Raw genomic sequence first — 12592 nt, 5'->3', positions numbered from 1 at the left:
GAATACAGAAAGGGCTCCGGACGGAATCCGGAGCCGTAAATAGCGAAATTACGCCGCTTTGGAATCGTTGGCAGGCGCCGGTTCGCCTTTCGAGCGGACCTCGGTGATCAGCGCCTTGACGACGCGGACGTTCACGCCCGTGGCGATTTCAAGCATGACTTCGGCGTCTTCGATGCGCGTCACCTTGCCGATCAGGCCCGACGACAGGACGACGGTGTCATTGCGCTTGAGGCCGCCCAGCATCGCCTTGTGCTGCTTGGCGCGCTGCGCCTGAGGACGGATCATGAAGAAGTACATGATGGCGACGAAGCCGATAAGCATCGGCAGCATGGACAGAAGATCTCCACCGGGAGCCGGTGCGGCACCAGCGGCCTGGGCGAAAGCGGGCGTAGCGAACAAGAGCGTTCTCCTCAGAACTTTTAGGTCAGGCCAGGCGGTCGCGCGCGATCAAGCGCCCCCCGGCCCTGAAGTGTGAGCCATACATAAGAGCAAGCTCGAAAAGGTCAATGGAATTATCCACGCCCTGCCCGGCGCAAATGTGCCGGGCGCGCTCTTAGCAATGATAAGCTATGGCAGCACCAGGGTTGGATCGACCGGACGGGCAATGTCGGTCGATGGCGTAAAGCGGATTTCAAAGTGCAGTTGTGGACGGTCGATGACGCCGCTTTGGCCCACCTTGCCGATAACCTGGCCCTTGGCGACCTTTTCATTGTTCTTCACGCCCATGGCCTGCAGGTGCGAATAGCCGGTGTACCAGCCGTTCGGATGCTTGATATAGACTGTGTTGCCAAGCTCTTTAACCTGGTCGCCCTGATAGACGACCACGCCATCGGAAGCTGACCGGACTTCGGTCCCGGCTTCGGCGGCGATATTGATGCCGTCGTTGCGAACATTGGGCGCCAACTGGCCGAACGGCACGATGATGCGGCCCTTGACTGGCCAGGCAAACAGCCCCTTGCCCATCTGCGTCAGTTGCGCATTACTGGGGAAGCCACCCGATGTCGCGGGCCTGGCCGGCGTCGTGGGGGCAGTGGTTGCCGTCGTAGTCGTCGTTGTCGTTGCAGGCTTGGTACCCGGAGGCGCCACGGTGGGCTTGGTCGTCGTTGTCGTGGTGGTCGTGGTCATCGCAGGAGGGGTAACCGCAGGCTTGGTCGCTGGTTTTGCGGACGTTGCCGGAGCGGCGGGCGCAGGCGTTGCCGGCTTGGTGGCCAGCGCCTGGTCGAGGCGAACCATGCCTGGGCCGTTGGCGTGCTCTTCCTTGCCCTTGTCGACGGCATTGGCCGGCAGCAAAATCTTCTGGCCGATCCGCAGGGACGCGCTCGGCGCCAGGCCATTCATGTCATACAGCACCTTCACCGGCACGCCGAAACGGCGCGACACGCCATAGAGCGTGTCCTTGGGTTGCAGCACATAGACATAGGCCGCGCGCGTGTCCTTGACCGGCGCGGTTTCGCCACGCACCGGCTCGTCGCGGGTCGCGGGGGGCGGCGGAGGCGGCGGAGGTGGCGGCGCCAGTTCGATCGTCTTGATACCGCCCGAATTGCCCTGGGGCGTCACGGCGGGCTGCGGATCCTGAGGAACGGGCGTATCATCGCCGGCCTGGGCCACGGTCTGGGTAGCCTCGGCGGGTTTGTCCTGCATATAGACCGGATAGCGGGGCTGCGGCATGGTGCCAGTACATGCCTGAAGCATGAGCATGACGGCGCCGATCGCGCCGATGGGCCAGAGTTTACCGTATAGGTGGCGGTCGTTGGGCGTCATATTTCTGGCTCCCCTGCTTCGGTTTTGCGGCACGTAAAGACCGCCGTTCCATGCGGCGACTATGGCTAACGATTCGTTAGTAATGTTCTAAACAAAGCGTGAAAATTGGGCAAAACCGCGTTTGCGCCAAAAATTATCCGCCAAAATTGCCAGACGCTAAAATTTTTTACATCCGCCACATCCAAACGCCGGGCCTGCGGACATTCAGTATCGAAAGCGGTTCATGAGGGCGGCCACGGCAGCCTGGCAGAGATAGAGGAGATACAAATATGGACGCAACCCAATTCATAGCTAACTACTGGTGGCTGGCCTTCCCGATCGGCTTTATGACCATCGGCGTTGTCCGCCTAGTCGTGCGCGGCGATATCGAACGCAAGCGGCTCGACGTAATCAAGTCCTATGTCGACCGGGGCATGGACGTTCCTGACGCGCTGAAGCGCCAGACCTTTTGAGACGAGACCTTTTGAGAGTATAGAACATGGAAGATCTTTTTCGCAGCTATTGGTGGCTCCTGTTCCCCATCTTCTGGATGGTCATGGGGATATTCGGCAGCTTCGGCCAATACCGTCAGCGCAGCGACACGCTAAAGCTGCTCAAGACCTACGCCGACCAGGGCAAGGAGCCGCCCCAGGCCCTGCTCGACATGCTCAAGAGCGATGAGCAGCGCGCCCACGAATACGCCGCCGGCTACACCGGCTATTACAAGGGCCGGCGCGGACGCCATCACGGCTGGTGGCCTCAGGCCGTCGTCTTTACGGCCCTGGCGATCGGCTTTGGCTATTACGGCTATTACGGCGGTGGCCACCAGGTTTTCACGGCCCTCGCCCTCGGCTTTGGCGTTGCCGCCATCTGCCTGACCGTTATCGCCGGCATCCGCATGCTGTTTGGCCCCAAGCGTCAGGATAGCTATCCGGACAAAGACCTGGAATAGGCTTAGGCGTACTGCGGACAGACATCGATCATGGACACCGCTTCCTTACTCCAGCGCGCCCGCCAGGGCTCCGACCAGGCGTTTTCGCGCCTGGTCGCTGAGCACCAGCAGGCGGTGCGGGCCTTTGCCCGCCGGCTGGCAGCGGTGCCGGCCGATGCCGACGACCTGGCGCAGGAAGCCTTTGTCACGGCCTGGTCACGGCTGGATCGTTTGCGGCCCGACGTGTCATTCCGAACCTTCGTTTGCGGCATCGTCTACCGTAAGGCGCTGAACGACCGGCGCGGCGCCAACCGTTCAGCCGCGCGCGACGCGGAATGGCACGACCTGCAACCGCAGAGCGCCTCATCGACGGTGGATACCCGGCTGTCGGTCCAGGCAGCCCTTCAGCAATTACCGATCGATGTCCGCGCGGCCGTCTCCTTATGCGTCGCCGCCGATTACAGCCATAGCGAGGCCGCCGAGATTTTAGGACTTCCTCTCGGCACGGTAAAATCGCATATTCAAAAAGGAAGGGACAGGCTCAACGCCCTTCTGGGAGTGCAGTCATGAGCGATCCGCTAAGAGATTTACTGGCCAACGATGACGCCACCTTCGTGCCGGCGCGCGACTACAGCTTCGAGCTTGAAGTCATGTCCAAGGTCGAACGCCGCCGCTTTCAGGAGCAGGTGCTGGTCTTGAGCGTCATCGGCGTGGCGGCGATCGTCATGCTGGCCATCATCATGCCGCATGTTACCCCGGCCCTGATCGGCCTCGGCCAAGATATCCTGCCCGCAGCCTTCGCGATGACTGCCGGCGCGGTTTTGGTGTTTGGCTTTCAGCAGATGCGCCCCGGCATGCGCGCCATGGGATTGCCGGTCTAAGCGCTCTTAGGAGTCTTTCGCGACGCCGGCGATCAGCGGCACGAACCGCACCTCGCCCAGGTCCTCGATATCGTAATCGCCGTCGGCCGACTTGGTATAGCGCAGCAGGCGCTGGGTCGAGCCCTTGCCCTGCGGTCCGACCATGATCCCCTTGGGTTTCAACTGCCCCAGCAGTTCGGCCGGCGCTTCCGGCAGGGCGGCCGTGACCAGGATGCGATCGAACGGCGCCTGCTCCGGCCAGCCATTCCAGCCATCGCCGAAACGATAGATGATATTTTCCAGCATCAGCCGCTTGTGGCGGATTTCGGCCTCAAGCATCAAAGAACGATAGCGCTCGATCGTGTAAACATAGCGCGCCAGCCGCGCCAGGATTGCCGTCTGATAGCCGCTGCCGGTGCCGATTTCGAGCACGCGATGGCGGCCTTCGATCTTCAACGCCTGGGTCATCAGCCCGACGATATAGGGCTGCGAAATCGTCTGTCCACAGTTGATCGGGATAGCGGAATCTTCCCACGAGCGGTCGAGGAACAGCTCAGGGACAAACAGGTCACGCGGCGTATATTCCAGCGCGTGCAGCAGTTTCTTGTCCTCGATGCCCTGCGCTTTCAGCCCGCGCAACAGACGTTGCAGCCGGCTTTCTTCCTTCGGTTCACTCATTGCGCCGCCTCGACGTCGATCTGCTTGGGGACAGTGCCACCGATGACCTTGCGCATCTTGTGCAGGGTTTCATTGTGCGTCAGGTCGAGATGCAGCGGCGTGATGGAGATCTTGTTGTCGGCCACCGCCCTGAGGTCCGTGCCTTCGACCAGGGTCTGTTGCAGGTTGTGGAAGTCCATCCAGTAATAGGTCCGGCCGCGCGGATCGACGCGCTTGACGGCATGCATCTCGTGCATGTCGCGAAAGCCCTGACGGGTAATCTCGACGCCCGCCACATCGTCGGCGCTGCAATCCGGGAAGTTGACATTCATCACGACGTCATCCGGCCAGCCCTGTTTTAGCAAGGCATTGACGATCGGTGCGCCATGGCGGCACGCTGCCTGCCACTGCGCTTCGATGTCGATATCGAAGTCCAGACATTGCGAGAGGGCGATCGAGGGGATACCCAGCGTCATGCCTTGCAAGGCGCCGGCAACCGTCCCCGACAGGGTTACGTCCTGCGCCAGGTTGAATCCACGGTTGATTCCAGACAGCAGCAAATCGGGCGGTTCCGGCAGGATGTCATTGATGGCGATCTGCACACAGTCGGTGGGCGTGCCCGAGACGGCAAAGCGCTTCTCGTCCAGCCGTTTGACGCGCAACGGGTCGTGCAGGGTCACGCCCCGGCCCTTGCCCGACTGTTCGACAACTGGCGCGCACACCCAGACGTCATCGGTCAGGGTCCGGGCGATGTCATAGAGCACCGCCAGGCCGTAAGCCTCTATGCCGTCATCATTGGTGAGCAGAATACGCATGAGAACCTTCGGTGAACACGCCTGTGTTTTACGATCATTCGCGCGGCAGGATCAAGCGTCCCGGCATAAATATTTGGCCTCCGGCGGGCAGGGTCGCAGACCCTGCACCCGGAAGTCAGACAATATGCGTCAGGCCGCCCATATAGGGCTGCAGCACCGCCGGCACCGCGATCCGGCCGCCTTCGTCCTGATAGTTTTCCATGATCGCCACCAGGGTCCGACCAACCGCCAGGCCTGAGCCGTTCAGGGTATGGACAAAGCGCGTGCCCTTTTCGCCGGCCTTGCGCGTGCGGGCGTCCATACGGCGCGCCTGAAAATCCCCGCAGTTCGAGCACGACGAAATCTCACGATAGGTGTTCTGCGACGGCAGCCAGACTTCGAGATCGTAGGTCTTGCGCGCGCCAAAGCCCATATCGCCCGTGCACAGCAGCATGGTGCGGAAGGAGAGATCGAGCTTTTTCAGGATCGCCTCGGCGCACCCGGTCATGCGGTCGTGCTCGTCGGCCGACTGTTCCGGCGTGGTGATCGAGACCAGCTCGACCTTCTGGAACTGGTGCTGGCGGATCATGCCCTTGGTGTCACGGCCGGCCGATCCGGCTTCGGCGCGGAAGCAGTTGGTCAGGGCCGTCAGGCGCAGCGGCAGCTCTTCCTCGGCCGTGATCGCTTCCCGGACAAGGTTGGTCAGGGTGACTTCGGCGGTCGGGATCAGGTAACGATCGTCCGTCGTCTTGAAAAGGTCCTCTTCAAACTTCGGCAACTGGCCGGTGCCGTACAATGCATCGCCGCGGACCAGAACCGGCGGATTGACTTCACTGTAACCATGCTCAGTCGTCTGCGTATCGAGCATCCACTGCCCGATGGCACGTTCAAGCCGCGCCAGTTGGCCTTTCAGCACGACAAAGCGCGAGCCAGACATTTTCGCCGCAGCTTCAAAGTCCATAAGCCCCAGAGCTTCGCCCAAGTCAGCGTGGTCCTTGGCCGCAAAGGTCAGGATGTTCGGCGCGCCATGCTTGCGGATTTCGACATTGCCGTGTTCGTCAGCGCCTTGCGGCACATCTTCGAACGGCACGTTCGGCAGGGCCGCCAGCGCGTCACGCAGTTCAATATCTTTGTCGCGCTCCTGCTCTTGCGCAGTCGCAATCGCGCCTTTCAGCGCCTCGACCTCAGCCATCAGTTCGGAGGCCCTGGCCTCGTCCTTCTGCGCCTTGGCCTTGCCGATTTCGCCCGACAGCTTCTTCAGTTGCGCCTGATTGGTCTCGAACGCCGTCTTGGCGGCGCGCAGATCCTTGTCGAGGGCAATCAGTCCGTCGACATCCGATTGCGCAGTGTCCCGGCCACGCGACGACCAGCCGCGCACATAGGCTTCAGGATTTTCGCGCAATGCCTTGATATCGTGCATGGTTCTGCCCTCGATTTGCATAAACATGACTCACCGGCAAAAGCGGTGAGCCTGAGGCAGAGGGCATAAGCGCCGTCGCGTTACGGGTCAAGGGTGCTAAGCACCCTTGCCTTACTAAGCCGTCTTTGGTTTTAAGCCGTCTTGGGACGCCGGAACTCGATGACGCGCACGCACAGGATCGATATTTCGTAGAGCAGCCAGATAGGCAGCGACAGCATGATCTGCGAAATCGGATCGGGCGGCGTCACCACGGCGGCGACGACGACGATGGCCAGGATAGCGTAGCGGCGCAGTTGCCCCAGTTGCTTGGCGGTGACGATGCCCGCCAGGCCCAGCAGGGTGATAATGATCGGCAACTGGAAGCAGCAGCCAAAGGCCAGCATCAGGGTCGTGATCAGCGACAGATAGTCCGACACCTTGAACATGGCCGTGACATTGACGCCCGGCGCCGTGATCTGCTGGCTCAGCGAGAACCACAGCACCATCGGCAGGATGAGGAAATAGACCAGGGCCATGCCGATAATGAACAGCACGGGGGCGGCGAACAGGAACGGCAGGAAGGCGTTGCGTTCCTTGCGGTACAGGCCCGGCGCGACGAAACGGTAAAGCTGGAAGGCCAGGACCGGGAAGCTGACGATGATACCGCCGAACATGGCCATCTTCAGCTTGGTGAAGAAGAACTCCAGCGGCGCCGTGAAGATCAGCGACACGTCCTTGGTGATCACGACTTCCTTGAAGCCGAGCAGGACGTACACCAGGTCAAACGGATTGCCGTGATGACCGGAAATCTTCTGCTCTTCCAGCAGCGCATTGGCGATCTTGAAGGGATGCAGCAGGAATTCGTAGATCGGCTCGGCGTAGACGTAGCAGCCGATACAGGCGGCGACGAAGGCGAGGACCATGATCATCAGCCGCCCGCGCAGCTCAACCAGGTGCTCCATCAAAGGCGCGCGCGACGACTCGATCTCGGCCTGGTCCTGCTCTTCCTTGGTAACAAGGGCACGCTTCGACTTGTCTTCGATGACTTGCGGCAACTCGCTCATGACGCCTTGCTCTTACGGGTGCGTTTCGGCGCCGCGGCGGCTTCAGCAACAGCCGCTTTCGCGGTGCGCGGCGGTTTCGCAGCGATCTTGGGCGCTGGCTTTGTCACAGTCTTTGCCTGGGCAGGCGCTTTGGTGCGTGGCTTTTTCAGGCTCACCGCGGGTGCATCTTCGACCGGTACGGTCACAGGCACTGGCGGTTCGGAGCTGTTGAAATCCTCGGCATCCGGCGACGCAACGTCCTCGGAACCCGAATAGAAGTGCGTTGTCGGCGTCAGGCTTTCGTTGACCTCGTACTGCACCTTGTCGATTTCGGTGCGGACGTCATCGAGCACGGGCACGCGATTGGTGCGCAGCGCTTCGACCTCCTTGCGCAAGTCATCGAGCTCGCTCTGGCGAGCCATATCTTCAAATGAGGAGCGGAAATCGTCGGCCATGCCGCGCATCTTGCCGACAAAGCGGCCGATCTGGCGCAACAGTTTGGGCAGGTCCTTGGGACCTACCACCAGCAGAGCGATGACAGCTATGACGACAATTTCGCTGCCGCCGACACCGGGCAACATCCGATTCAGGCTTTCTTCAACGGTTTCAAAAGGTCAGGCCGGACTGTTCATCCGGCCGCGCGGGATCAAGCCTTGGGCTCTTCGCTCTTGACCGTCTCGGTCTTCTTGTCGGCTTCAGGCTCGTCCTTCAGGCCGTCCTTGAACGCCTTGATGCCCTTGGCGGCGTCACCCATCAGGCCCGACAGCTTGCCCGTTCCGAACAGCAGCAGAACGATGATAAGCACAAAGCCGATGTGCCAGATACTGATTGCACCCATTGGCGGTCTCCTCAAAAGGCTCGCCCATTCCTGATACGGCGCGCCTGGTACTTAAAAACAGGCCAAACCCTTGGCCATTACGCTCATATAGTCGCAGTTCAAGGCGACTTCAAAGCGCTTTTTACGCAATTTTACGTCACTGACGAAGGGACGTGGTTAAAAGTCAATCTTTCTCCTCGAAGAAATCCTGGGCGAATTCAATCTCGTCCATGTCGTCGAGCGAAGCGGCGTCTTCAGCGGCCTGCGGCGCGCTGGGGTCGGGCACCATGAAGTCGGCCGGCACGTTGATATCCAGCAGACCGGCGGCGCGCATTTCCGCTACGCCCGGCAGGTCGGTCAGGCTCGGCAGCGAGAACTGTTCCAGGAAGGTGTCGGTCGTACCATAGGCAACGGGTCGCCCCGGCGTCTTGCGGCGGCCGCGCAGCTTGATCAGGTTCATCTCGTGCAGCACGTCCAGCGTCCCCCGCGACAGGCCGACGCCGCGGATCATTTCAATCTCGGCACGCGTCACCGGCTGATGATAGGCGATGATGGCCAGGGTCTCCAGAGCCGCCTTGGACAGCTTGCGCGGCTCCTCGCGCTCTTCGACCATCAGGAAGGCCAGGTCGGGCGCGGTCCGGAACTGCCAGCGGTCATTGATGACTTCCAGCGACACCCCTCGCCCGGCATAGCGGGCCTTGAGGCCCGCCAGTGCCTTGCCGATTTCGGCGCCTTCCGGCAGGCGGTAGGCCAGTTCCGCGGCCGACAAGGGCCCGGCGGCAGCAAACAGAAGCGCTTCGATGGCGCGTTCGACATCTTCAAGGGTCACGATGCGCCTCCGATCAGTGGCGGCCGACGGCGCATATACAGCGTCTCGAACGTCGCCAGTTGCTGGAGCTGAAGCTGGCCTTCTTTCGCCAGTTCCAGCGAGGCCGACAGGGTCGAGGCCATGTAAGACACCCGGCGCGGCGCGTGTTCAGCGATCTCAAAATCTTCGGGGCGGGGCGCGACATCGTCCAGAGCCGTCCAGCCGGTCAGGCGCGGCAACTGGGCGCGCAGATTGTCGCGCGCATCTTCCAGCGAATAGGCTTCGATGCGCCGTGTCGGGTCGTAGTGGCGCTCGGCCTCACGGCGGCGCTGGGTGACATAGGCGCTCATCAGGTCGAAGACATTGGCGTCGATATTGGCCGACGGGATGATCAGCCGCGCCTCGGGGTCGCCGCGCGCAAACACGTCGCGCTTCAGTTGGGGCCGTGAGGTCAGCGCGTCGACCGCCTTGCGCATGGTCTCAAGCTTCTTCAGGCGGAAGGCCAGCGCCAGGGCCATCTCTTCCGGCGCCATTTCGTCGGTCTGCTTGCGCTCGGTCTTGGGCAGCAGCAGGCGCGACTTCAGATAGGCCAGCCACGACGCCATGACGAGATAGTCGGCCGCCAGCGAGAACCGCAGGCGGCGCGCCTCCTGGATAAAGGCCAGGTATTGCTCGGCCAGTTTGGTGATCGAGATCTTGAGCAGGTCGACCTTCTGCGAGCGCGCCAGGGCCAACAGAACGTGCAGCGGGCCTTCGAAGCCATCGAGATCGAGAAGCAGCGTCTCTTCGGGGGCAATGTCCTCCGGCGTTTCCGTGGGCGCGGCGCCGGCAAAGTCCAGCTTGTGCTGCTGGACATCGTGCTCAAGCCCGGAAATGACCTTTGGCGTCTCGACCACGTGTCTATGCCGTTACCTGAAACTCGGTCGGATCGGCGCGCACTTCGCCCGAGGCTACGCGCGCGAGCACGCTGTCGAAACGGGCGCGCGCTTCGGTCACGTCGAGCGGCTCGGGGTGCGTTAGGATGCGCGTCAGAGCGGCTTCGGTGCGGCGGCGGGCCGCGCCTTTCAGCTTCGGCGTCTCCTTCATGACCTCGACCATCTGCTCCATCTGGCCATTGCAATGCAGCAGGACGTCGCAGCCGGCCTTGAGGCTGGCGTGGGCACGGGCATTCAGGTCACCGCTGAGCGCGCCCATCGACAGGTCGTCGCACATGATCAGGCCGTCATAGCCGATGCCTTCGCGAATCAGGCGGATGCATTTCTTCGAGGTCGTCGCCGGATGCTTGGGGTCGACCGCCGAATAAAGAACGTGCGCCGTCATCGCCAGGGGCATGTCGGCATTGACCTGGAACGGATAGAAGTCCGTCGCCAGCAATTCTTCCAGCGACGTATCGACCACCGGCAGCGAAGCGTGGCTGTCGGCCCCTGCCCGGCCATGTCCCGGGATATGCTTGATAACCGGCAGGACACCACCGGCCAGCAGACCTTCGCAGGCGGCGCGGCCCATGACGGCGACATCCTTTGCCGTCAGGCCATAGGCGCGGTCACCGATGATGTCGTGGGCGCCGGGTTGCGGCACGTCGAGGACCGGCGCGCAGTCGACATTGATACCCAGCGCGAACAGGTCGGCGGCCATCAGGCGCGCGCCCAGACGCGCCATGTCGCGCGCTTCGTAAGGGTCGTTACAGACCTCGGCAAAGCGCGACGCGGGCGGATAGTCCGGCCAGTGCGGCGGACGCAGGCGGCGGACCCGGCCGCCTTCCTGGTCGATCAGGATCAGCGCCTCGTGCTCGACGCAGGTCTTCAGGTCGTCGACCAGCGCCTTGACCTGTTCCGGTGTCTCGACATTGCGGCGAAACAGGATGAAGCCAAGCGGCTGGCTGTTGCGGAAGAACTTGCGCTCCGCCGGGGTGACCTCTGTGCCACTCAGGCCCAGGATACATGCGTGCGTCGCCATCTCAGTCTTACTTTACGATACAGTCGCGGCCGGCGGCCTTGAGCGCCGAACAGAAGGAACGGGCCTTCTCAGCCGAAGCAAAGCCGGCAAACGAGGTGCGATAGAAGGTGCCCTTGGGTGTCTCGACCTTTTCGACGCGCTTGGACGTGCCGCCGACGAACAGGCCGTAGGACGAGGCGACGCTGGCATATTCGCGATTGGCCGTTTCCTGGCTGTCGAAGGCGCCGATCTGCACCACGGCTGCGCCCGAGGCGGCAGGCTTGGCAACAGCCGACGCCGAAGCAGGCTTCACCGCCGCCGGCGCAGGTGTTGCGGCGGGCGTCGCCTGCGGTGTCACCGCCGCGACCGGCGGCTTGAGCTGTCCGCCGGTGATAGCCGCATTGTCGGCCTGCGACGGCAGCGGGCCCTGGATGGGCGCGGCCGGTGGCGGCGCTTCGTTGGCGGTCATCGAGGCGGCGTCGCGCGCCGGCGCTTCTGCGGATTGCGCGAAGGTGGCGGCACCGGTATCCGCGCCGGCATCGAACTCCTGCTCGCTCAGCGGCTTGGCGTCCTCGACGCGTTCCTTGGTGTCGCCGACCGGATCACCGACTTCCGGAGCATTGCCGGCGCCCTTGTTCAGGCCCGAATTGTAGAAGATCAGAACGACGATCAAGAGCACGACGAGGAAGATGCCGCTGATGATCAGCGTAATCGGCGCCTGATCGCGCTGGGCAGGCCGGCGCGCTTCATAGGACAGGTTATCCTCGGTCGGCGGCGAATAGGTGCCGCGGTCCTTATCGGTCATGACGGTTTCCCTGAGGGTTGACGCGAAAAATGCGAAAAAGCGCCTGATTCCCATTCAGGCGCCCGTACTTTACAGACTAGCAGGGAATTTTGACACCCCTGTGGCCAAAAAGTTGCGCCACAGCGACCGTTTGGGCCTTAAGTCATTTTCCTATCGCATTTTTATTTCTCATAGCGCCGCGTCAGCGATTGCCGCGCTGCATAGAGAATACCATCCGACAGCTGACGATCATTGACAGCACGCGCCAGCACCATGGCTCCGACCAGCGTCGACAATACCGAGACCGCATTGTGCGGCAGGCCGTCCTTGGGCCGATCCTTGTCGGTCAGGTCGCCCATCGCATTGAGATAGTCGCTTAAGCCCTCGCTGAAGACGGTGCGCACCGCCTCGCCCTGGCGCGACACGTCGGCCGCCAGCGATGGAAACAGGCACGCGTTTTCGGGCGTGTCGCGGCTGGCCTGGGACAGATAGCGCTCGAAATAAGCGATGAGTTCGGCTCCAGAGTCCTTATCCTTCATGCTCTTGACGCGCTCGGATTGGCGTTTCAGCGAGGCGTCGCAGGCGCTGGCGACCAGGTCGTCCTTGGACTTGAAATAGTTGTAGAAACCGCCGTGGGTCAGGCCGACCTCCTGCATCAGCTCAGCGACCTTGACGCCCTCGAAACCCTTGCGGCGAAAGCCCTTGGACGCGGCGTCCAGCAGGTTTTCGCGGTTCTTTTCGACGTGGGCACGCGAGGTTTTCAAGGGAACTCCATTTGGCAGGATCGTTACGAGATTTGGCATTGCTTATACATGATCACTATC

Annotated in this window: 17 protein-coding genes; 4 read left to right on the top strand and 13 right to left on the bottom strand. The window is 62.1% G+C overall.

The window, feature by feature from the left end:
- Positions 1-48 precede the first annotated feature (48 nt).
- Both yajC and AC1DON_RS12780 read right to left on the bottom strand, forming a co-directional pair.
- Positions 49-399, bottom strand: a complete 351-nt coding sequence (gene yajC, locus AC1DON_RS12785) for a preprotein translocase subunit YajC (RefSeq protein WP_209717733.1) — start codon at positions 397-399, stop codon at positions 49-51.
- Between the two features lie 168 nt (positions 400-567).
- On the bottom strand, positions 568-1761 hold the full coding sequence (locus AC1DON_RS12780; protein ID WP_476935183.1) for a peptidoglycan DD-metalloendopeptidase family protein: 1194 nt from the start codon (positions 1759-1761) through the stop codon (positions 568-570).
- A 269-nt stretch (positions 1762-2030) separates the two neighbouring features.
- On the opposite strand from AC1DON_RS12780, the gene AC1DON_RS12775 reads away from it, so the two are divergent.
- From AC1DON_RS12775 to AC1DON_RS12760, 4 genes are read left to right on the top strand one after another with little or no spacing between them, the layout of a single operon-like run.
- Positions 2031-2213, top strand: a complete 183-nt coding sequence (locus tag AC1DON_RS12775) for a hypothetical protein (RefSeq protein ID WP_476935182.1) — start codon at positions 2031-2033, stop codon at positions 2211-2213.
- A 26-nt stretch (positions 2214-2239) separates the two neighbouring features.
- On the top strand, positions 2240-2692 hold the full coding sequence (locus AC1DON_RS12770; RefSeq protein ID WP_476935181.1) for a hypothetical protein: 453 nt from the start codon (positions 2240-2242) through the stop codon (positions 2690-2692).
- A gap of 30 nt (positions 2693-2722) precedes the next feature.
- Positions 2723-3241 (top strand): RNA polymerase sigma factor, encoded by a 519-nt coding sequence (locus AC1DON_RS12765; RefSeq protein ID WP_476935180.1) that lies wholly within the window; start codon positions 2723-2725, stop codon positions 3239-3241.
- Entirely contained in the window at positions 3238-3552 is a 315-nt protein-coding gene (locus AC1DON_RS12760; RefSeq protein ID WP_476935179.1) for a hypothetical protein, read from the top strand. Before AC1DON_RS12765 ends, AC1DON_RS12760 begins: the two co-directional genes overlap by 4 nt.
- Positions 3553-3558: 6 nt before the next feature.
- Here the strand turns inward: AC1DON_RS12760 and AC1DON_RS12755 are convergent, their stop codons facing one another.
- The 11 genes from AC1DON_RS12755 to AC1DON_RS12705 all read right to left on the bottom strand — a co-directional run bounded on the left by AC1DON_RS12755 (position 3559) and on the right by AC1DON_RS12705 (position 12532).
- The gene (locus AC1DON_RS12755) at positions 3559-4209 is read right to left on the bottom strand and encodes a protein-L-isoaspartate(D-aspartate) O-methyltransferase (RefSeq protein ID WP_476935178.1); all 651 of its coding nucleotides are present in this window, start codon (positions 4207-4209) and stop codon (positions 3559-3561) included.
- The gene (gene surE, locus AC1DON_RS12750; protein ID WP_476935177.1) at positions 4206-5003 is read right to left on the bottom strand and encodes a 5'/3'-nucleotidase SurE; all 798 of its coding nucleotides are present in this window, start codon (positions 5001-5003) and stop codon (positions 4206-4208) included. The genes AC1DON_RS12755 and surE overlap by 4 nt, the downstream gene beginning before the upstream one ends.
- Before the next feature lie 115 nt (positions 5004-5118).
- Positions 5119-6402 (bottom strand): serine--tRNA ligase, encoded by a 1284-nt coding sequence (serS, locus tag AC1DON_RS12745; RefSeq protein ID WP_476935176.1) that lies wholly within the window; start codon positions 6400-6402, stop codon positions 5119-5121.
- A 131-nt stretch (positions 6403-6533) separates the two neighbouring features.
- Positions 6534-7445, bottom strand: coding sequence for a twin-arginine translocase subunit TatC (tatC, locus tag AC1DON_RS12740; RefSeq protein WP_476935175.1), 912 nt, complete (start codon positions 7443-7445; stop codon positions 6534-6536).
- Entirely contained in the window at positions 7442-8005 is a 564-nt protein-coding gene (gene tatB / locus AC1DON_RS12735; RefSeq protein WP_476935174.1) for a Sec-independent protein translocase protein TatB, read from the bottom strand. Before tatB ends, tatC begins: the two co-directional genes overlap by 4 nt.
- A 65-nt stretch (positions 8006-8070) precedes the next feature.
- Positions 8071-8262, bottom strand: coding sequence for a twin-arginine translocase TatA/TatE family subunit (gene tatA / locus AC1DON_RS12730; protein ID WP_476935173.1), 192 nt, complete (start codon positions 8260-8262; stop codon positions 8071-8073).
- 163 nt (positions 8263-8425) lie between these two features.
- Positions 8426-9070, bottom strand: coding sequence for an SMC-Scp complex subunit ScpB (gene scpB, locus AC1DON_RS12725; protein ID WP_476935172.1), 645 nt, complete (start codon positions 9068-9070; stop codon positions 8426-8428).
- A complete protein-coding gene (locus AC1DON_RS12720) occupies positions 9067-9945 on the bottom strand; it encodes a segregation and condensation protein A (RefSeq protein ID WP_476935171.1) in 879 nt (292 codons plus the stop codon). The genes scpB and AC1DON_RS12720 overlap by 4 nt, the downstream gene beginning before the upstream one ends.
- 4 nt (positions 9946-9949) lie before the next feature.
- Positions 9950-11005: a beta-N-acetylhexosaminidase gene (gene nagZ, locus AC1DON_RS12715; RefSeq protein ID WP_476935170.1), complete on the bottom strand. Its 1056-nt coding sequence runs from the start codon at positions 11003-11005 to the stop codon at positions 9950-9952.
- 7 nt (positions 11006-11012) lie between these two features.
- Positions 11013-11789, bottom strand: coding sequence for an SPOR domain-containing protein (locus tag AC1DON_RS12710; protein ID WP_476935169.1), 777 nt, complete (start codon positions 11787-11789; stop codon positions 11013-11015).
- A 161-nt stretch (positions 11790-11950) separates the two neighbouring features.
- The gene (locus AC1DON_RS12705; protein WP_476935168.1) at positions 11951-12532 is read right to left on the bottom strand and encodes a TetR/AcrR family transcriptional regulator; all 582 of its coding nucleotides are present in this window, start codon (positions 12530-12532) and stop codon (positions 11951-11953) included.
- Positions 12533-12592: the final 60 nt, after the last annotated feature.

It is taken from the genome of Asticcacaulis sp. P4_H10 (assembly GCF_056400965.1).
The sequence above is the reverse complement of the archived record's forward strand: the minus strand, read 5'-3'. Positions and strand labels throughout refer to the sequence as shown.

Excerpts from the sequence above, each read along its gene's own strand:
- AC1DON_RS12770 (WP_476935181.1), top strand. The coding sequence starts at position 2,240 with ATGGAAGATCTTTTTCGCAGCTATTGGTGGCTCCTGTTCCCCATCTTC.
- AC1DON_RS12765 (WP_476935180.1), top strand. The coding sequence starts at position 2,723 with ATGGACACCGCTTCCTTACTCCAGCGCGCCCGCCAGGGCTCCGACCAG.
- AC1DON_RS12710 (WP_476935169.1), bottom strand. The coding sequence starts at position 11,789 with ATGACCGATAAGGACCGCGGCACCTATTCGCCGCCGACCGAGGATAAC.
- serS (WP_476935176.1), bottom strand. The coding sequence starts at position 6,402 with ATGCACGATATCAAGGCATTGCGCGAAAATCCTGAAGCCTATGTGCGC.
- AC1DON_RS12755 (WP_476935178.1), bottom strand. The coding sequence starts at position 4,209 with ATGAGTGAACCGAAGGAAGAAAGCCGGCTGCAACGTCTGTTGCGCGGG.
- AC1DON_RS12760 (WP_476935179.1), top strand. The coding sequence starts at position 3,238 with ATGAGCGATCCGCTAAGAGATTTACTGGCCAACGATGACGCCACCTTC.
- AC1DON_RS12780 (WP_476935183.1), bottom strand. The coding sequence starts at position 1,761 with ATGACGCCCAACGACCGCCACCTATACGGTAAACTCTGGCCCATCGGC.
- tatB (WP_476935174.1), bottom strand. The coding sequence starts at position 8,005 with ATGTTGCCCGGTGTCGGCGGCAGCGAAATTGTCGTCATAGCTGTCATC.
- tatA (WP_476935173.1), bottom strand. The coding sequence starts at position 8,262 with ATGGGTGCAATCAGTATCTGGCACATCGGCTTTGTGCTTATCATCGTT.
- AC1DON_RS12775 (WP_476935182.1), top strand. The coding sequence starts at position 2,031 with ATGGACGCAACCCAATTCATAGCTAACTACTGGTGGCTGGCCTTCCCG.
- nagZ (WP_476935170.1), bottom strand. The coding sequence starts at position 11,005 with ATGGCGACGCACGCATGTATCCTGGGCCTGAGTGGCACAGAGGTCACC.
- surE (WP_476935177.1), bottom strand. The coding sequence starts at position 5,003 with ATGCGTATTCTGCTCACCAATGATGACGGCATAGAGGCTTACGGCCTG.
- tatC (WP_476935175.1), bottom strand. The coding sequence starts at position 7,445 with ATGAGCGAGTTGCCGCAAGTCATCGAAGACAAGTCGAAGCGTGCCCTT.